The organism is Opitutia bacterium (assembly GCA_016217545.1).
Taxonomy (GTDB): Bacteria; Verrucomicrobiota; Verrucomicrobiia; order Opitutales; family Opitutaceae; genus Didemnitutus.
Window position 1 is genome coordinate 388288 of the sequence record JACRHT010000016.1, and the last position, 17913, is coordinate 406200.

The following is a 17913-nucleotide window of genomic DNA, read 5'->3' on the forward strand; positions in this document are numbered from 1 at the left end:
GGAAACACGCGAAAGCGGCCGGTATCCTAAGGGCGCGCGTCAGCGCACCGGCGTGATTTCGAGGCCGTATTTCCCCGGCAACTCGCGCAACAAGGCCGCAACCGAGTAGATGGCGGCCGATCGCTCCGCGCGCAGCTTCGCGTCGATTTTGGAAGTGAGCTTCAGCTCGACGAACGCAATGTCGATCCGCACCGGCGCGCTATCGCCGATCAACGAACGCGCACGGGCCTGCATCTCCGCCTGGTCGCGGCTGTAGTCGCCGACCATCGGTTGGGACACGAGCGGCGACTCCGGAGGAGCTTGGTTGCCGCGGCGGAAGCTCGGCTTCGTCCATGCACGCTCCTGAATGACGGCGAACTCTGCGTGGCCACTGGCGCGCGCCAATTCGGCGGCCCGCAGTAACGCCAGATCGCGCAACTGAGCCGCGTTCGCGCCAGGCTCGCCTGTGAACTGCACGAAGTAGACTTCGCCCGATTCCTGCCAGGATTCGTAGCCCGGCTCCATGGCACCGACGCGCGGCTGGTAGAGAAGGCGCTGCTGGCACCCCGCGGCTGCAAACGCCAAGGCGCCCGTGAACAGCACCGTTGCGAAGAGGTTCGCCCTCATGGGGAACGTTGCCGGGCTACTTCTGCCCGTAATAGGCGCCGGGGCCGTGCTTGCGCTTGAAGTGCTTCGCGAGCAACTCCGGCTCGATCGTCTTGAGGCGAGGTGCGAGCGCGAGCGACATGAACGCCATGTGCGCGATGCACTCGACCGCGACGGCGGTCTCCACGGCCTTGGCGACGGTCTTGCCCCACGTGAATGGCGCGTGGCGGTTCACCAACACGCCGGGAAAATCGAGCGGATCGAGTTCGTCGTCGAGGAAGCGCTCGACGATCACGTTGCCCGTTTCCCACTCGTAGGCACCGCCGCCGATTTCCTTTTTCGTCATCTTCCGCGTCACCGGGATGTCGCCGTTGAAGTAGTCGGCGTGTGTCGTGCCGAAGATCGGAATCTCACGTCCCGCCTGCGCGAACGCCGTCGCATGCGACGAGTGCGTGTGCACCACGCCGCCGATTTCGTGGAACGCCTCGAAGAGCCGGCGATGCGTCGGCGTGTCGGACGAGGGATTCAATTTCCCCTCGACGATTTTGCCTTCGAGATCGACGAGAACCATGTCCTCGGGCTTGAGCGCCTCGTAGGCCACGCCGCTCGGCTTGATGGCGAAGATGCCCTTGGCGCGATCGATAGCGCTGGCGTTGCCGAAGGTCAGGTTGATTAACCCGTGCTTCGGCAGGGCGACGTTGGCCTCGTAGGCCTCGCGTTTGAGTTCAGTCAACATGGCGTGCAATATCTCCTACCACGAAGGACACGAAGTGCACGAAGGAAACCCCAAGGAAACGCCCTTCGCGTTCTTCGTGAACTTCGTGGTTAATTTGCCTGCTCAGACGCGAAGGCCCTGTGCGAGGTGGTAGTAGACCTCGTTGTTGCGGAGGTCTTGCTTCAGCTGCGGGAGCGTCGTGTCGGCGTTGATGTGGACCGTCTCGATTCCCGCGATGGTGGCGAAGTCTTCGAGCATTTCACTCGTGACGACATAGCTGTAGCCGGTGTGATGCGCACCGCCGGCGTAGATCCACGCCGCGCAGGCGGTCTTGAAGTCGGGTTTGCATTCCCAGACGGCGCGGGCGACGGGGAGTTTGGGGAGCTTCGGCGTCTTGACGGCTTTGACTTCGTTGACGACGAGGCGGAAGCGGTTGCCGAGGTCGACGAGGCAGGCGTTGAGCGCCTCGCCGGCCGGAGCGTCGAAGGTGAAGCGCACCGGGTCCTCTTTGCCGCCGATGCCGAGCGGATGGATTTCGACGGCGGGTTTTCCGGCGGCGATCGACGGACAGATCTCGAGCATGTGCGCGCCGAGGACCTGGTGGCCTTTGGGCGAGAGATGGTAGGTGTAGTCCTCCATGAAGGAGGTTTGCTTGCCACCGGCCATGACCTTCATCGCGCGAACGAGCGCGGCGGTCTTCCAATCGCCTTCGCCGCCGAAGCCGTAACCGGCGCCCATCAGACGCTGCGTGGCCATGCCGGGGAGTTGGCGCAGGCCGTGAAGGTCCTCGAACGTGTCGGTGAAGGCCTTGGCGCCAACCTCGGAAAGGAATCCGCTCATGCCGAGTTCCAGACGCGCGCTGTAGCGGAGTTCGTCGTGACGCTTGCCGCCCTTCTTGAGCGCGGGAACGACGGCGTAGAGCTTCTCGTAATCGGCGCAGAGCGCGTCGATATCGGCGTCGCTGACGGCGTTCACCTTGGCGACGAGGTCGCCCACACCGTAGGTGTTCACTTCAAAACCAAAACGGATTTCGCTGCCGACCTTGTCGCCCTCGGTGACGGCGACGTAGCGCATGTTATCGCCAAAGCGCACGACCTTGGCGCCCTGCCAATCGTGCCAGGCGTGCGCGGCGCGCATCCAGACACCGATGCGGTCCTGAACTTCGCTGTCGGACCAGTGGCCGACGACGACCTTGCGGCCGAGACGCAGGCGCGTGTGGATGAACCCGGCTTCGCGGTCGCCGTGGGCGGCCTGGTTGAGGTTCATGAAGTCCATGTCGATCGTCGACCACGGTAGGTCGCGATTGAACTGGGTGTGGAGGTGCAGGAACGGCTTCTTGAGCTGGGTGAGGCCGCGAATCCACATCTTCGACGGCGAGAAGGTGTGCATCCAGAGGACGAGACCGGCGCAGTTGGCGTCGGCGTTCGCCTCGACGCAGACCTTGGCAATCTGGTCGGCGTCCACGAGGAGCGCCTTGAACTTCAGCGGAAGCGGGAGCCGCTTGGACTTCACGAGGCCGTCGACGACGGCTTGGGCGTTGGCGGCGACCTGCTTCAGCGGGCCGGGACCGTAAAGGTGCTGCGAACCGCAGACGAACCAGATTTCAGGAGTGGAGAGATTGACGACGGACATGGTGGAAAAGTTGAGAGATGAGGGACGAGAATTGAGAACGGACGAGCCGGCCGGTTGACAACTGGCCGCACGGCCGACGAGCAGGGCTACTTCGCCGCGGATTCCTTGATCGCGAGCAACTCCTTCATCACGCCGGAGAGATCGGCGGACTTGTTTTTGCCGCCGAAGCTGTCGTGCAGCTGGCGGTAGAGCGCGTAGAGCTGGTCGTAAGTCTTCTGGGCGGGCTTGCGCGGCTTGTAGGCGACCTTCTTGAGCGACGTCATCTTGCGCTGCGCCGTCGGGAAATCCGCATGCACGCCCGCGAGCACCGCAGCGCTGACAGCCGAGCCGAGCGCGCAGGCTTGCGACGAACCGGCCACGAGCATCGTGCAACCGGTGATGTCCGCGTAGATCTGCATCAGCAGCGGGTTTTTCTCCGCGATGCCGCCGGCGCAGACGACGCGATCGATCGGCACGCCGTATTCCTTGATGCGCTCGATGATCGCACGCGCGCCAAACGCCGTGGCCTCGATGAGCGCGCGATAGATTTCCGCCTGCGTTGTCGCGAGCGTCTGGCCAAGCAGCAGTCCGGTCAGACGCTGGTCGACGAGGATAGTGCGGTTGCCATTGTTCCAATCGAGCGCGAGCAGGCCGCTCTGGCCCGGCGCGAGCTTCGCGGCGTCGGCGGTGAGGGCGGCGTGGAGCTTCGCGTCCTTCAGCACGCCCTCGACATACCATTTGAAAATGTCGCCCACGGCGGACTGCCCCGCCTCGATGCCGTAGTAGCCGGGCAAAATCGCGCCTTTCACGATGCCGCAGATGCCCGGAATGTCCGGCACGGTCTTCGCCGCCGACACGACGCCGCAATCGCACGTCGAGGTGCCGATGACCTTCACGAGCGTGCCTTCGCGCACGCCGCTGCCGATGGCGCCGTAGTGGACATCCATCTCGCCGATCGCGATCGGAATGCCGGCGGGCAGCCCGAGGATCTTTGCCGACTCCGGCGAGAGCTGCCCCGCGGACTCGGTGGCGTCGTAGGCTTTTTCGTAGAGTCGGTCGCGCAGATCGGCGAGGCGCGGGTCGAGCAACGCGAGAAATTCCTTGTCGGGCAAACCGCCCCAGTCTTCCGCGTAGAGCGCCTTGTGTCCGGCCATGCACACGCCGCGCTTGATCGCCTTCGGGTCAACGACGCCGGCGAGCACGCTCGGAATCCAGTCCGCCAGCTCGACCCAGGAATACGCCGCGGCGAACACCTTGGGCGCCACGTTCGCGCAATGCCAGATCTTCGCCCAGAACCACTCGGAGGAATACGTGTTGCCGCACTTCGCGATGAACTGCGGGCGATGCTGCGCGGCGAGTTCGGTGATCTTCGCCGCCTCGCGCCAGCTGGTGTGGTCCTTCCAGAGCCAGCACTGCGCGTTCAAGTCCTTCGCCCACTTTTTGTCCAGCGCCAGCGGGACGTTCTTCGCATCGACCGGAATCGGGCTGGAGCCGGTCGTGTCAACGCCGAGGCCGATCACCTGCGCCGCGGAGAACCCGCGCTGCTTCTTCGCCTGTGCCAGCGCGCCGCGCACGGACTTTTCCAAGCCGAACAGATAGTCGCCGGGATGCTGGCGGGCGACGTTGTGATCGCGCGGATCGAGCAACACGCCCTGCGCGCCGCTCGGGTAGTTCACGACGCAGGAGCCGAACTCCGCACCGTCGCGACAGCGCACGACGAGCGCGCGAACCGAGTTGGTGCCGTAATCGATGCCGATTGAGAAAACGTCTTTAGCCATGGGGAAAGGACAGCCCCGTCAGCCTAAATGTCTCACCCTTTCGGGCGATGCCCCGGGCACTTGACCGTCAAGCCCCGGCCTCTACCGTCGGTGCATGGGATCGATCACGATGGCCACCCTCGCCCGCGAACTGAACGTGTCGAAGAACACCGTCTCGCTGGCGTTGCGCCACGATCCGCAGATTCCGCCCGAGACGCGCGCGCGCGTCCACGCCGCCGCGGAACGCCTCGGCTACGCACGCAATCCCGTCGTCGCGCACCTGATGTCCGAGCTGCGCAAGCACGCGCAGGGAAAATCCAAGCACACGCTCGCCGTGCTCAATGCGCACCGCGACCGCGACGCTTTTCGCACGCATCCGACGATCCCCACTTACGTCGCCGGCATCCGCCGCCGCGCGACCGCGCAAGGTTACAGCATCGACGAGTTTTGGCTGCACGACCCGCAGCTCGACGGCGCGCGACTCAACCGCATCCTCCGCGCCCGGGGCATTCGCGGCGTCATCGTGGTCGGCCTCATGGAGGAAAACCGCTTGCCCGAGCGTTTCGCGGGCACATGGAAAGCCCACGCGTGCGTTGTTACCGGCGTGCGCACGCACGAGCCGACGCTTTCGTTCTGCTGTGTCGATCACCACGCGCTCGTGCTGCAGGCCTGCGAACGCGCGCTCGCGCTCGGCTACCGACGGCCCGCACTTGTGATCGACGAACGCATCGATCGGCTCGTCGAGGGACGCTTCACGTCGGGCATGATGATCGGGCAGCAAGGTTTGCCGGCCGCCGACCGCGTCGCGCCCTTCTACGCCGTCGAGGCGGCGCGGCAGGACCCGCGCGAGTTCTACGCGTGGCTCGAGCGCGAGCGCCCGGACGTGGTTTTCACGCTCTACCGCTTCGTCCGCCGCTTGATAGAGGCGCGTGGGCTCAAGGTGCCGCGCGATCTCGGCCTGCTCCAGCTCGAGCGCCGCGCCGAGGACCGCGATTGGGCGGGCATGGACCAACACAACGACCGCACGGGAGAGGCGGCCGTCGACATGGTGATCAGCCACCTGCACAACAACGAGTGCGGCGTGCCGGAGTTCCCGCGCGCGACGCTCATCGGCGCCTCATGGCAGACGGGAAAGACGTTGCGCCGCGTCACGAAGCGCGCCGGCGCGGCGGCGGTGCGCTAGCGTTTCTCCTCGGCGGGCGGCGGCGCGTCGTCCGGCGGGCGCTTATGCCAGAAGTTCGCGAGGATCGAGCCGGAGATGTTCATCCACGGGCTGAAGATTGCCGGCGCCAAGCCGACCGTGCCGAGCTTGCCCATCGCGCCCGCCAGGCCGGACGCCATGCCGCCATTCTGCAGGCCGACTTCGAACGCCACCGAGCGCGCTGAGCTTTTATCGAGGCCCGCCGCGCGACTCAGCCAGTAGCCGAAAAAGTAGCCGGCCGCGTTGTGAATCACTGAGGCAATGAAGAGCAGCGCGCCAACCTTCAGGAGGTTGTCGCGGCCGGCCGCGGTCGTGACGGTCGTGAAGTAAACAATGCCCGCCATCGAGAACAGCGGCATCAAGCCATCGAGTTTCGGCAGCAGGCGCGTGAGTTGATGGTAAGCGACGCCGACCGGGATGGCGGTGAGCAGGAAGCCGGCAAGCTCGAGCGCAAGTTGCGCGGTGGCGGGCCACGCCGTGACCGCCGGGGCGTCGTGCACGACGAAGATCCCGATGACCGCCGCGCCCGCGGCGAGTTGCGCGACGACCCACCGCCGGTAGCTCGCCGGCGTAACGTGCTTCAGGTGGTCGTGAATGAGCGCCGCCGCGATCGGCACGATGACGATCTTGATGATCTCGATCATCATGTTGAGGAACTTCACCTCGACCAGCGTGCCCGCCAGCAGCTTCATCAGCAGCGGCGTCATGAACGGCGCCACGAGCGTCGTGATCGCGGTGACGGTGACCGACAACACGAGATTCGAGCGTGCGAGATACGCCATGACATTCGACGCGAGCCCGCTCGAGCACGAGCCGATGAGAATGATGCCGGCGGCAATTTCCGGTGGGAACGCGAAGAGCTTCGTGAGACCGAAGCCCACGAGCGGCATCACGGAAAAATGGCAAATGATGCCGACGAGCACACCGCGCGGCGTTTTCACGACGCCCGAGAAATCGTGCAGGCTCATCTGCGTGCCCATGCCGAACATCACCGTTTGGATGACGAGAAGGATGAGCCACTTGTTGCGCAGATCGAAGTCGCCGACCTTCAGAAACGCCGACGGGAAAATCATCGCCGCCACAACCGCGGTGACGATCCACGCCGTGAACTGATAGCCTTTGAGCGACGGCACGGCGCCGAGGCCGATGGCGAGCGACGCCGTTGCGACGACGGCCGCCGCCGACCACACCGACGTCAGGCCGAGCGCCAGACCGGCGAGCAGGGCGAGCGCAGCGGCCGCAGCAAGGCCAAGACAGAGTTTGCGGAAAGCGAGCATGGGGTATGGGAAAATTGGGGTGGCGCAGGCGTCTCGCCTGCCTCGTTGACGCGGGCGGAACGCTGGCGCTACGTCAGCAGCTTCGCGAGGTGCGCGATCGCGAGCGGCGGACTGGCGAGAATCGGGATGCGACGATCCTCCGGCGCGAGCGTGTCGACCACGCGCGCCATCGAGGCCTGCGCCAGCACGATCACGTCGACTTGCGCCACGAGCTGCCGCAACGCGGCGGAGACGAGCGCGTCGTGCTTCGCGGCGTCGCCGGACATCAGCGCTTCGAAGGCGCCTTCGACGAGCACCGCGGTGAGTTCGATGTTCTTGCCCGCGGCGGCGGCGCGACGCTGGACGAGATCCTTGGTCGGATTGAGCGTGGTCGGCAGCGTCGCGATGACACCGATGCGTTTGCCCGTTTGCACCGCTTGATCGGCCATCGGCTGGTCCACACGGAGCACCGGCACCGCCGAGAACGCCGCCGACGCCTCGACCGCCGGCCCGATTGACGAGCACGTGACGAGCACGTAGTCGGCGCCGCCCGCCTCGGCGGAAGTGATGTAAGCCTGCACGCGGCGCGCAATGTCCGCCGTGAGACTGCCCTTCGCGCCGATGGCGCGGACGAGGCTGTCGTCGACGATGTTGAACGTGTCGACGTTCGGCAGCTGCGCCTTGCAAAGCTGCTGGAAGACCGGGACGAGCGTCGCGGAAGTGTGGACGAGAGCGAGCGTCTTGCGTTTCATGGGAAAATTCAGAGCGCGCCGCGTTGCACGGCGCCGAAGTAGTCAGGCGCACCGACCTGGCCGCCCTTGAAATTCACCTCGAGTCCGTGCACGGCGCGCTGCCTCGAATGCGCGCGGCATAACGGCGCGCCGGGTGCGAGCGGGGCGACCATTTCGACCGCCTCGATGCCCAGCGCGCGCGCGGCGTAACTCGAAGTGTCGCCACCCGCGACGAGCACGCGCGGGAGCGACTCGGACTCGACCAGCGTGCGCGCAATCGTGCCGAGGGCTGTGCCCAGCGTGACGGCGGAGGCGGGCGCGCCGGTTTGCTGCCCGCGCGCGGTGAAGACGAGCGGGCTCTTGCCGGCGCGCAGCGCAGTGCGCGCAGCGGCGATCGCTGGGTCAATCTGCGGCGCCTGCGCATCGAGCGGGATGCCGACGAAGCCGTTGCCCAGCGCCCAATCGATTTGTCCCGCCGTGACCGGCGAGCAGCTGCCGGAAACCACGAGCAGGCGTTCGACGCGGGCCGCCGGCGCCCACTCGGTGCGCGGCTGCAAGCTCCCCTGCTCTGCCCAATGCGCGCCAAGCGCCATCTCGACGCCGGACGAGCCGACGGAGAAAACCGGTGCGCCGCCCGTCGCGGAATCAATCAGGCCGCCGATGCGCGCGAGCTGGCTCGCTTGCATGACGTCGAAGAGGACGACCTCCGCTCCGCCACCGACGATGCGCTCGAGCGCCGCCGCCGCTTCCGTCGCGGGAAGCTCAACTTTCAGGAGATCGAACAAGCCGATGCGCTTCGCCGTTTGCTTCGCGAGATGCAGGCGCAAATCCGCCTCGTCCGCCGGCGTGACCGGATGCCGGCTCATCGACGGATGGCGATCGAGTCGGTAGATTTCGCCCGCACTGCCGATGCCCATCCGCGCGAACAGGTTTCCGAAGGCACAATAACGCCCTAGCGCCGGAGCGCCGACGAGCAGCGGGACGTAGCGCCCGCCGAAGAGTGCAACGCCAACGTCGATCGCGCGTCCGATGCTGCCCACCTTCGGAGATGAGTCGAAGGTCGAGCACACCTTGTAGTGCACGTGACGCGGGCCGAGTTCACGCAGCGCCGCGAATGCCGGACGCAGCACGGCTTCCATCTCTGTCGGCGGCAACGAGCGCGTGAGTCCGGCGACGCCGAGGGCGTCGAGCGCGGGCATCGCCGCGAGCCGTTCGCGCGACGGCGGTTCGAGGAAGAGCGCGGTGCGCAGGCCCGCGCGCGAGAGAAATTCCAGCGCGTCGGTCGACCCGGTGAAGTCGTCGCCGAAATACGCGAGCCGGAGCTGTGCAGGCTTGCCCATTACTTGCTGCCGAATTTCGCCTGCGACTTTGCGAGCAGTGGATGTATCGCGACCGCTTGCTCGACCGTGAGCCCTGCGACGGCAGCTTCCCACCAGAGCTGTAGCGAGCGCACGCCCGCTGCGGCACCATCCGGGTGCGCCTGGATGCCGCCACCAGCCATATACAGGAGATCAACAGTCTGCGTGCGCCGCCAGGTCTCGGGCGCCTGGCCGCCCCACTGGCCGGAGGAGACCACCGACAACAACGGCTTGCCGAGCGGTTCGCTCGCGCGGCACGACGCGATGGAGCGCACGACCGAATCGTCATTTTCCCAGAACTTGTTGGCGATGCCGTTGACGTGGAGTTGGTCGACGCCGGCGAGACGCTGCAGCTTTTGGTAAGCGGGAAATTCGATGCCGAGCAGCGGGTGGCGGTTGAGCATGCCCCAGCCGTTGCGATGCCCGTGGATGGAGAGCTCGCCGCGATCGCACAGCTTCTTCGTGGCGGCGAGGCCGACGCTGTTGATGCTGATCATTGCGCACGTGCCGCCGCTCGCGACGACTTTGTCGTAGTGGCGCTGCATCGCATCGAGTTCGTCGGAGATGTTGAAGGCATACATGACCTTCTTGCCGGTGCGCTGCGCGTGGTCGTTGATCACACGCATGATGGCGTCGACCCGCGCGTCGAACGGCGAGTGCGGCGGATCGGCCATCAGCTCATCGTCCTTCACGAAATCGATGCCGGCCTCGACAAGCACGCGGACCATCTCCGCGGTCTGCGCGGGCGAGAGGCCGATGCTGGGCTTGATGATCGTGCCGATGAGCGGCCGGCCCTCGACACCGGTGAGACGGCGCGTGCCGGCGATGCCGAACGCCGGACCGCGGAACTTCGCGGCGAACGATGGTGGCACGTCGAAGTCCATCAGCTTGAGGCCGGAGAACTGCGCGAGTTCGTAGAGATTGCCCTGGAGCGTCGAGACGAGCGTCGGGAGATTCGTGCCGAAGTTCTCGATCGACCACGACACCTTCACCTCGGCGCGCCGATAACTCGCCGCGGGCGCGCGACCGGTCGGGATCGCCGGCATCGCGACCGTGTCGAGCGGCTTGATCGCCTCCACCCGCGCGGCGAAGCGCTGCTTCAGCTCTTCGGTCTCGCCGGGCACGGCGACGAAGGTGCCGGACGATTGCTCGCCGGCGAGTGTCGCGGCGGCTTTTTCGACCGGCAGCGCCGTCTCGATGAGATAGGTGGCGGTGACTCGCTCCATGGATTTTGGGTTAACCACGAATGGACACGAATAGACACGAATGAAAACCGGCGGCGTCACGAAAGCTCGCCACGTTCAGCCGACTTTCAGCTCTGTGTCTGGATTCGTGTGCATTCGTGTTCATTCGTGGTTTCTGTCCTGATCGGGTCTCAAAGACGGTTGATCTGCTGCAGCGCCGCGAGCGTGGGTTCCATGCCGGCGCCGGGTGCTTCCGGCGCGACGAAGTGGCCGTCGCGGATCTGCGCCGGATGCTTCATCCAATCGTGCAGCCACGGAATATACTCGAGCAGCGCGCAACCGGGGTGCGCGAAACAGAGGTGTTGGTGCACCTGGCACATGTCGCCGACGTGCGGCACCACCGGCAGGCTGTAGCTGTGGGCGAGATCCGCGACCTGCCACCACTCGGTCACGCCGGCGAGGCGGACGACGTCGGGCTGCACGTAATGCACCGCGCCCGCATGGATGAAGTCGCGGAACTGGTGCGCGAGGTAGAGCTGTTCGCCCAACGCGATGGGCGTCTCGATCGTCTCGGCGAGGCGACGGTGGGCGAGCACGTCGTCGAACGTCGTCGGCTCTTCGAACCACACCACGTCGAACTCCGCGAGGCGACGGCCGAGGCGGATCGCGTCGGGCAGCGCAAGTTTGCCGTTCGCATCGGTCATGATGCGAATCTCCGGCCCGAGCGCGGCGCGGACGGCTTCAAGGCGGCGGAGATCGGTGGACGGATTCGGACTGCCGACCTTGATTTTCACCGCGCGGTAGCCGCCGGTTTCGACGAGGCGTCGGCAATCCGAGACGAGCGTCTCGATCGGCCAGTTGAGCCAGCCGCCGTCGGTGTTGTAGGCTTCAACGCGCTTGGCCGCGGAGCCGCCGAGCAATTTCCACAACGGCAAACCGGCGGCCTTCGCCTTCAGATCCCAGAGCGCGATGTCGATGGCGCCGAGCGCGAGATGCGTGATGCCGGCGCGGCCAACCCAGTAGATCGGCGAGTGCTTGTGCAGCTTCTCCCAGAGCGCGCGGACCTCGCGCGGATCCTCGCCGATGAGCAGCGGGCCGAAGGAGTCGACCGCGCACTCGACGATGAGCTGGTCGGTCGGCAGGTGCGCGTGCGTGCCGGAAAACCCGTAGCCCACGAGACCGGTGTCCGTGTGAATCGCCACGCCGGGCGCGCCCCAGTGCGTGATGCTGTGCGTGCTGTCCGCGATGCCACCGCGCGTGACGGGCGCGTGCAGGATGATCGGTTGGAGGCGAGTGATTCTCATGCGAGCGCCAGTGTGCTGGTGAACGTATAGGTGCCCGCCGGCGCTTCGCACACCGCGAAACCGTCAGCGCGCTCGACGACCGTGAGGCCATCGCTACCGACAACCACGCCGGGCGCGCAGGGAATGTGGACGCGCGCGCTGGTGTTGGCCGGCACGGTGACGGTCCACTCGAAGCGCGCGCCCTCGCGGCGCCATGCGCTGCGGATCTCGCCGTTGATCGAGCGATAGCTGCCGCTCGCGTGAGCGAGCCCCTGCCCCACGAACGGCCGCAGCACGAAACGCTGGTAGCCGGGCGCGTCCGCATCGAGCTCGATGCCAAGGACGTGGCGGAACAGCCACTCGCCCACCGAGCCGAGCGAGTAGTGGTTGAAGGAGTTCATGCCGTCCTTGTGGAAGCCGCCGGCGATCGTCCAGCTGTCCCAGCGTTCCCAGATCGTCGTCGCGCCCTGCAATACCGGGAACAGCCACGACGGATAACTTTCCTGCAACAGCAGCCGGTAAGCGACGTCAGCGCGGCCGGCGAGTGTGAGCTGCGGGTTCAGATGCCCGATGCCGACGAAACCGGTGCTGAGGTGCCAGTCGAGGTCGCGGATGTTCGCCACGAGATGCTCGGCGGCCGCGGCGCGGAGATTTGCCGGCAGGAGATCGAAGGCGAGCGCGAGCAGATAGGCGGTCTGCGTTTCGACGGCGATGCGTCCGTCGGGGCGCACCCACTCAGCTTGGAACGCGGCGCGCACTTTCTCGAACATCGCCTGGAAGCGCGCGGCGTCCGCGTGGCGGCCGAGCGCGCGCGCGAGCCGCGCCATCTTCGCGGCGTCGTCCGCCCAGTAGGCGGTCGCGAGCAGGTTCTTCATCGGCGAGTGCGTGCCGAAAGACGTGTCGCTCGGGATGCAGAGCCAGTCGCCGTAATTGTTGCCGAGCTGGTTGAGGCGAAGACCGTCCGGGTTGTGGCGCTCGATCCAGTCGAGCCAGCGCACCATCGCGCTCCAGTGGCGCTCGACGAGGCGCAGGTCGCCGTAGACGCGCCAGAACGTGTAAGGAATAATGATGCCCGCGTCCGCCCAGCCGGCGGCGCCGCCGAGATTGCCGAGGCCGACCCAGTTGATGTCCTCGCGCAGGCGCGGCGCGATGTCGGGAAAAACGCCGTCCGGCGTCTGCGCGTCCTCAACGTCGATCATCCACTTCGTGAAGAACGCCGCGACGTCCATGTTGCACGTCGCCGTGCGGAAGAACACCTGCGCGTCGCCCATCCAGCCAAGGCGCTCGTCGCGCTGCGGGCAATCGGTCGGCACCGAGAGAAAATTATCGCGCTGCGACCAGACGCCGTTGAGCCAGAGGCGATTCACGCCGGCGTGCGAGCACTCGAAATGCCCGGCGGGCGGCGTCGCCGAGTGGATCACGCAGCCCGTGATCGTCCCGAGCGTAGGCGTGAACCGGTAACCTAATAGGTTACCGTTCTTGGGGACGGTCGCGGTGAGTTCGACGTATTGGAAACCGTGGAAGGTGAAATGCGGCTCGAAGATCTCGAGGCCGCCGCCGCGACACACGTAGACGTCGGTTGCCTTCGCGCGGCGCAGATTGGCGGTGTAGAGCGTGCCATCGGGATTGAGCCGCTCGCCATGGCGCAACTGGACGCGCGTGCCAGCCGGCGCCTCGACGGCGAGACGAATCCAGCCGGTCATGTTCTGCCCCATGTCGTAGAGATGCACGCCGGGACGGATCTCCGTGCGGGAAACCGGGGCCCGCATCTCGGTGACGCGGACGGGCTCGCTGCGTTGGGCGACGAGCGGCGCCGCAGGTGCAGCGACCTCTCGCGCCGGCAGCCAGTCGCGCGGCGCGCGGCGGGCGTCGTAGACTTCGCCCATCTGCATGTCCGAGGAAAGGATCGGACCGGTGGCGCAACGCCACTGTCCATCTGTGCCCAGCGTGACGCGCGAACCGTCTGCCAGCTCAACTTCGAGTTGCAGCCGCAGGCTGTTCTCGAGCGAACCGTAGCGGCCCTTCGTCTCCTGCCAGCCGACGAAGCCCGACCACCAGCCATCGCCGAGCGTGATGGAAAATTCGTTGGTCCCGGCGGCGAGCAGCGCCGTGACGTCGTAGGTGCGGTAATGGATGCGCTTCTCGTAGTCGGTCCACTCCGGCGCGAAGAGATCGTCGGTCACACGGTGGCCGTTGGCGCGGAGGTCGAGCAGTCCGCGCGCGGTGGCGAAGAGCGTGGCGCGCTTGATGGCGTCCGGGAATTGGAACTCCCGGCGGAAAACCGCCGGCGTGCCGGGCTCGGTGAGGGTGGCCGTGATGGCCTCTGGATCCAGGCGGGTGATGGCGGGATCGGCCGCGATCCACTTCGCGCTCCAATCTCCGGGTTCGAGCAACCCCATCGTCCAGAGTGCGGGCGCCGAGCGCGCGCTCGCACCGGTTTCATCCCAGACCTCCACCTGCCAATGGCACGCATCGCGCGACTGCAGCGCGCGACCCGCGTAGGCGATGTGCGTGGTTCGCGCACTCTCGACCCGGCCGCTGTCCCAGCGATCTGCGTCATCCGCGGCGAGTTTCCCAGGCGTCGAGGCGACGCGCACGCGGAACGCCACTTGGCGCGCGCCGCGACGGCGGCTCTCGAGGAGCCAGCTCAGCCGGGGACTACGCTCGTCGACACCGAGGGGATCGACGAGGTATTCACAGCGGAGGGAGATGACGCGGGTATCGGACACGATTGTTTCAGTTGTCATCGCGAGGTGCGCGAAGCGCACCGTGGCGATCCATCTAGCTGGATTGCTTCGTCGCTCCGCTCCTCGCAATGACAAGCCATGAGGAAACGATGCCGCGCTCAGGCGCGCTCGGCCTCGATTTGTTCGAGCGACTTGCCCGAGGTGTCGGGCATGAAGAAGTAACCGACCACGCCGCTGATCGCGAGGAACAGCGTGAGGAGGCCGGCGATCTGCTTGATGCCGGCGTGCGCGAGGATCGGCACGAAGAAGCTCCAGATGCCGAGGATCGTGCGCGCGATGCCGAATGTGAAACCTTGCGCGGTGCCGCGCAGCGCCGTGGGGAAAAGTTCCTGGCTGAACACCTTGTAGAACGCCTCGCCCGAGAGCGCGGCGCTGGCGGAGAACAGCACGATGTTGCAGATGACGGTCGTGATCGTGAACGGGAAGAACAGGAAAAGACCGTAGGAGATCGTCTGCATCACGGCACCGACGCCCCAGATCAGTTTGCGCGTCTCGTAGGACTTGTCCGAGTAGCGCATGAAGATCGTCACGGTCACGATCATCGTGATGACGAAGTTGGCGCTCGAGAGGCCGACGCTCATCGCCTGGCCGCCCGCGTGGAGCGTGGAGATGATGTAGGGGTTGAAAATGCCCGCGGTGCCCGCGGCGAGATTCCAGAAGAGATAGATCGTGGCGGTCCAAACGATGGCCTTGAGGTTCGAGCCCTTGAAGAGCAACGCGAGGTTCTGCCCGACGGCCTGGCCGGACTTCGCCGCCTGGGTCCAGCGCGCCGACTCGGCGAGGCCGCGGCGCAACGCCCACGTCACCACGGCGACGACGAACAGGTGGAGGAACACGATGCGGATGCCGAGCAGGCCGAACGGCGCGAGGGCCAATGCCATCCACAGGACGATCACCGGACCGAGACACCACGCGACCTGCGTGAAGCCAAGGAGCTTGCCGCGCGCCTTGTCGGGTGCGAATTCGCCCACGAGCGCGAGCGACGTCGGGACGTCCGCGCCGACGGCGACGCCGACGATGAACGTGCCGAGGAACAGCATCTCCTTGTTCTGGCACAGCGCGCAAAGGAGGATGCCGAACGCGTAGACCATGAGGTCGTATTGGTAGATCTTCTTGCGGCCGAGTTTGTCGCCGAGCCAGCCGCCGATGAGCGCGCCGAGCGCGCAACCGAGGGCGTTCGGGCCGATGGCCGCGAGCACGCCGACGGCGGTGTCGCTCATGCCGAATTCCTTCTGGAGGATCGCGAGGCCGGCGCCGAGGGCGACAATCGAGCCGGCGTCGAGATACGACGCCATGCCCGCGAGCGCGGACCATTTCCATTGCTGGGCGGTGATGGCGGTGCCGTCGCCGGCGGGGCCGGCAGGAGCGGAGGACGTGACTTGACTCATGGGGTTTGAACGGGGTTGCGGGAAACGTTTAGCGGGCAGGAATCCAGACGGTCATGTCGGCTTCGCCGCGATTGCCCCATGCGTAGTAAGGCACGGCTTTCACGGCAATGGTGCGCGGGGCTTGACCGTCAACCTGTCGATAGAGCTGCTTGCCGGTCCATTCCGGTCGCTGCAGCGCGAGGGCGTCGAAGGTGAGCGTGAGCACGGAAGCGTTGACGATGCGCTCGCGCTGCGCGGTGAAGTTCGCGGGCTTCTGCAGTGAAAGCGCCACGTCCTTCAGCTGCACGCCGGCCGGGAGATCGGTCGACTCGAGGCAGTAGACGAGCGGACCGTATTTGATCGTGACCTGGTCGACGGTCTCCTCGACGAGCGGGTTCGCTTCCCAGAGCGTGGCCTTGAACTCCATGTCGAACTGCACGACATCGCCCTTCTTCCAGGTGCGCTTCACGTCGGCGTAGGAGCCGGGCTTGCGCGCGGCGGCGACGGGCTGGCCGTTAATCTTGAGGGAGACTGCTTCGCTTTTGAGCCAACCCGGGACGCGCAGCTTCAGCGTCACGTCGCGGGCGGGCGCTTCGTCGACGATGATCTTCACGGCGCCGGCCCACGGGTAGTCGGTTTCCTGCCGGAGCTTGATCGGCGTGCCGTCGAGCCACTTCGACTCGAGCGTGCTGGCGGCGTAGAGGTTCACCCACACGGTGTCGGGCGAGAGCGCGTAGACGTAGTTGTGCATCTCCACGATCGTGCGGACGACGTTCGGCGGGCAGCAGAAACTCACCGGGATGTTCGCCTCGCGAGTGCGCGACCAGCGGAGCGGCACGTCGAATTCGCGGAGCTTCTTCAGCACGTTGACGTAGAAGTAGTGCGTGCCGTCGAGGCTGATGCCCGGGAGAATGCCGTTGTAGAGCGTCTGCTCGAACAGGTCCGCGTAACCGGCGTCGCCCGAGACGGCCAGCATGCGCCAGAGCCACATGCCGTAGCCGATGGTGGCGCAGGTTTCGTTGTAGGCGGTGAGGTTCGGCAGCTGGTAATCACGACCGTAGGCCTGATGGATCGTCTTGATGTATTTGTGCTGCGTGTAGTCGACGCCGTCGGGCGAGGCGCCGTCGTAGATCGCACCGGTCATGCCGGTGATGTAGAGCTTTCGGTCCGCGACGTTCTCGGAAATTGTCTCCAGCGTCTTGAGCAACGACTTGTCGCCATCCTCGGCGAAGACATCCGCGACACCGGCGTAGAGGTAGTTCGCGCGCACGGCGTGGCCGACGGCCTGGGTCATCTGGCGGAACGGCATGCGGTCCTGATTGTGGTCGCTGCCTTCGTTCGGCGGCACGAGGCTCCGAATCTCGATGAGTTGCTCCGCGAGCTTCAGGTAGCGCGGCTCGTGGGTGACGCGATAGAGCTCCACCACGCCCATGTAGTGCGACGGGCAGATGGCGTTACGCGCGAGTTCCTGCGGTTTCTCGGCGCAAAGCTTGTCGATGTAGTCGGCGGCCTTGCGCGCGCAGTCGAGCAGCGTGGTCTTGCCGGTCGCGCGGTAATGGACGCACGCCGCCGTCATGAGGTGCCCCATGTTGTAGGTCTCGAAGTGCTCGCGATCCGCGAACTCCTTCGTCTTTTCTCCGTTGCGCTGCGGGATGATCGTCTGCGTGTGCAGGTAGCCGTCCTCGCGCTGGGCCTTGGCGACGACCGCGATGATCTCGTCCATCTGCCGGTCGAGGGCGGGATCCTTCGTCACGGCGTAGACCTGCGCGAGCGCTTCGAACCATTTCAGAAAATCGCCGTCATTGAACGGCGGGCCGGAGAACTTTCCCTGCTCCAGCCCGGCGGCGATGCGGTAGTTGCGCCACGCGGGACTCGTCGCCGGGTTGCTCATCAGCTCGCCCATGTGCGGCACCATCGAGGTGCGCGCGACCTCGAAGCGCTCGCCGAGCAGGCCGCCCTGCCAGCGCACGTCGCCGAGATCGGGCATATACATCCGGGCCTGCGGCGAGCGCGTGGTGTCAATCAACGCCTTCTCCGCTGCCGAACTGGCGCACGGCGCTAGCGCGATCAACCCCAGGACAACGGGAACGAGAACAGCGGAGTGTTTCATGCGTGGGC

At 66.0% G+C, this 17913-nt stretch carries 13 protein-coding genes; 1 reads left to right on the forward strand and 12 read right to left on the reverse strand.

Features of this window, described 5'->3' with window-relative positions; translation table 11 throughout:
- Positions 1 to 39: 39 nt before the first annotated feature.
- The 4 genes from HZA32_14200 to HZA32_14215 all read right to left on the reverse strand — a co-directional run bounded on the left by HZA32_14200 (position 40) and on the right by HZA32_14215 (position 4689).
- Positions 40 to 606: a hypothetical protein gene (locus tag HZA32_14200; GenBank protein ID MBI5425226.1), complete on the reverse strand. Its 567-nt coding sequence runs from the start codon at positions 604 to 606 to the stop codon at positions 40 to 42.
- Between the two features lie 16 nt (positions 607 to 622).
- A complete protein-coding gene (gene araD / locus HZA32_14205; GenBank protein MBI5425227.1) occupies positions 623 to 1318 on the reverse strand; it encodes an L-ribulose-5-phosphate 4-epimerase AraD in 696 nt (231 codons plus the stop codon).
- A gap of 105 nt (positions 1319 to 1423) precedes the next feature.
- Complete coding sequence (gene araA, locus HZA32_14210) at positions 1424 to 2932, reverse strand: L-arabinose isomerase (protein ID MBI5425228.1); 1509 nt, start codon at positions 2930 to 2932, stop codon at positions 1424 to 1426.
- 86 nt (positions 2933 to 3018) lie between these two features.
- Positions 3019 to 4689: a ribulokinase gene (locus HZA32_14215; GenBank protein MBI5425229.1), complete on the reverse strand. Its 1671-nt coding sequence runs from the start codon at positions 4687 to 4689 to the stop codon at positions 3019 to 3021.
- A gap of 109 nt (positions 4690 to 4798) precedes the next feature.
- Between HZA32_14215 and HZA32_14220 the strand changes: the two genes are divergently transcribed.
- Positions 4799 to 5851 carry a LacI family DNA-binding transcriptional regulator gene (locus HZA32_14220; GenBank protein MBI5425230.1) on the forward strand — a complete coding sequence of 351 codons (1053 nt, stop codon included), beginning with the start codon at positions 4799 to 4801 and terminating at the stop codon, positions 5849 to 5851.
- On the opposite strand, the gene HZA32_14225 is transcribed toward HZA32_14220, so the two are convergent.
- The 8 genes from HZA32_14225 to HZA32_14260 all read right to left on the reverse strand — a co-directional run bounded on the left by HZA32_14225 (position 5848) and on the right by HZA32_14260 (position 17905).
- The gene (locus HZA32_14225) at positions 5848 to 7146 is read right to left on the reverse strand and encodes a bile acid:sodium symporter family protein (protein ID MBI5425231.1); all 1299 of its coding nucleotides are present in this window, start codon (positions 7144 to 7146) and stop codon (positions 5848 to 5850) included. The genes HZA32_14220 and HZA32_14225 overlap by 4 nt on opposite strands.
- Positions 7147 to 7214: 68 nt before the next feature.
- Positions 7215 to 7877, reverse strand: a complete 663-nt coding sequence (locus tag HZA32_14230; GenBank protein ID MBI5425232.1) for an Asp/Glu/hydantoin racemase — start codon at positions 7875 to 7877, stop codon at positions 7215 to 7217.
- An 8-nt stretch (positions 7878 to 7885) separates the two neighbouring features.
- On the reverse strand, positions 7886 to 9196 hold the full coding sequence (locus HZA32_14235) for a four-carbon acid sugar kinase family protein (GenBank protein ID MBI5425233.1): 1311 nt from the start codon (positions 9194 to 9196) through the stop codon (positions 7886 to 7888).
- Positions 9196 to 10440, reverse strand: a complete 1245-nt coding sequence (locus tag HZA32_14240) for a ribulose-bisphosphate carboxylase large subunit family protein (protein MBI5425234.1) — start codon at positions 10438 to 10440, stop codon at positions 9196 to 9198. Before HZA32_14240 ends, HZA32_14235 begins: the two co-directional genes overlap by 1 nt.
- A gap of 149 nt (positions 10441 to 10589) precedes the next feature.
- Complete coding sequence (locus HZA32_14245; GenBank protein MBI5425235.1) at positions 10590 to 11702, reverse strand: mandelate racemase/muconate lactonizing enzyme family protein; 1113 nt, start codon at positions 11700 to 11702, stop codon at positions 10590 to 10592.
- A complete protein-coding gene (locus tag HZA32_14250; protein ID MBI5425236.1) occupies positions 11699 to 14428 on the reverse strand; it encodes a family 78 glycoside hydrolase catalytic domain in 2730 nt (909 codons plus the stop codon). The genes HZA32_14245 and HZA32_14250 overlap by 4 nt, the downstream gene beginning before the upstream one ends.
- A gap of 98 nt (positions 14429 to 14526) precedes the next feature.
- Positions 14527 to 15723, reverse strand: coding sequence for an MFS transporter (locus HZA32_14255; protein MBI5425237.1), 1197 nt, complete (start codon positions 15721 to 15723; stop codon positions 14527 to 14529).
- Positions 15724 to 15844: 121 nt separating this feature from the next.
- On the reverse strand, positions 15845 to 17905 hold the full coding sequence (locus HZA32_14260) for a glycoside hydrolase family 127 protein (protein ID MBI5425238.1): 2061 nt from the start codon (positions 17903 to 17905) through the stop codon (positions 15845 to 15847).
- Positions 17906 to 17913: the final 8 nt, after the last annotated feature.

What these genes read in the sequence shown, in the direction of transcription:
- HZA32_14200 (MBI5425226.1), bottom strand. Translation starts at nt 606, where the DNA reads ATGAGGGCGAACCTCTTCGCAACGGTGCTGTTCACGGGCGCCTTGGCG.
- araA (MBI5425228.1), bottom strand. Translation starts at nt 2,932, where the DNA reads ATGTCCGTCGTCAATCTCTCCACTCCTGAAATCTGGTTCGTCTGCGGT.
- HZA32_14215 (MBI5425229.1), bottom strand. Translation starts at nt 4,689, where the DNA reads ATGGCTAAAGACGTTTTCTCAATCGGCATCGATTACGGCACCAACTCG.
- HZA32_14220 (MBI5425230.1), top strand. Translation starts at nt 4,799, where the DNA reads ATGGCCACCCTCGCCCGCGAACTGAACGTGTCGAAGAACACCGTCTCG.
- HZA32_14225 (MBI5425231.1), bottom strand. Translation starts at nt 7,146, where the DNA reads ATGCTCGCTTTCCGCAAACTCTGTCTTGGCCTTGCTGCGGCCGCTGCG.
- HZA32_14230 (MBI5425232.1), bottom strand. Translation starts at nt 7,877, where the DNA reads ATGAAACGCAAGACGCTCGCTCTCGTCCACACTTCCGCGACGCTCGTC.
- HZA32_14235 (MBI5425233.1), bottom strand. Translation starts at nt 9,196, where the DNA reads ATGGGCAAGCCTGCACAGCTCCGGCTCGCGTATTTCGGCGACGACTTC.
- HZA32_14240 (MBI5425234.1), bottom strand. Translation starts at nt 10,440, where the DNA reads ATGGAGCGAGTCACCGCCACCTATCTCATCGAGACGGCGCTGCCGGTC.
- HZA32_14245 (MBI5425235.1), bottom strand. Translation starts at nt 11,702, where the DNA reads ATGAGAATCACTCGCCTCCAACCGATCATCCTGCACGCGCCCGTCACG.
- HZA32_14250 (MBI5425236.1), bottom strand. Translation starts at nt 14,428, where the DNA reads ATGACAACTGAAACAATCGTGTCCGATACCCGCGTCATCTCCCTCCGC.
- HZA32_14255 (MBI5425237.1), bottom strand. Translation starts at nt 15,723, where the DNA reads ATGGCGTCGTATCTCGACGCCGGCTCGATTGTCGCCCTCGGCGCCGGC.
- HZA32_14260 (MBI5425238.1), bottom strand. Translation starts at nt 17,905, where the DNA reads ATGAAACACTCCGCTGTTCTCGTTCCCGTTGTCCTGGGGTTGATCGCG.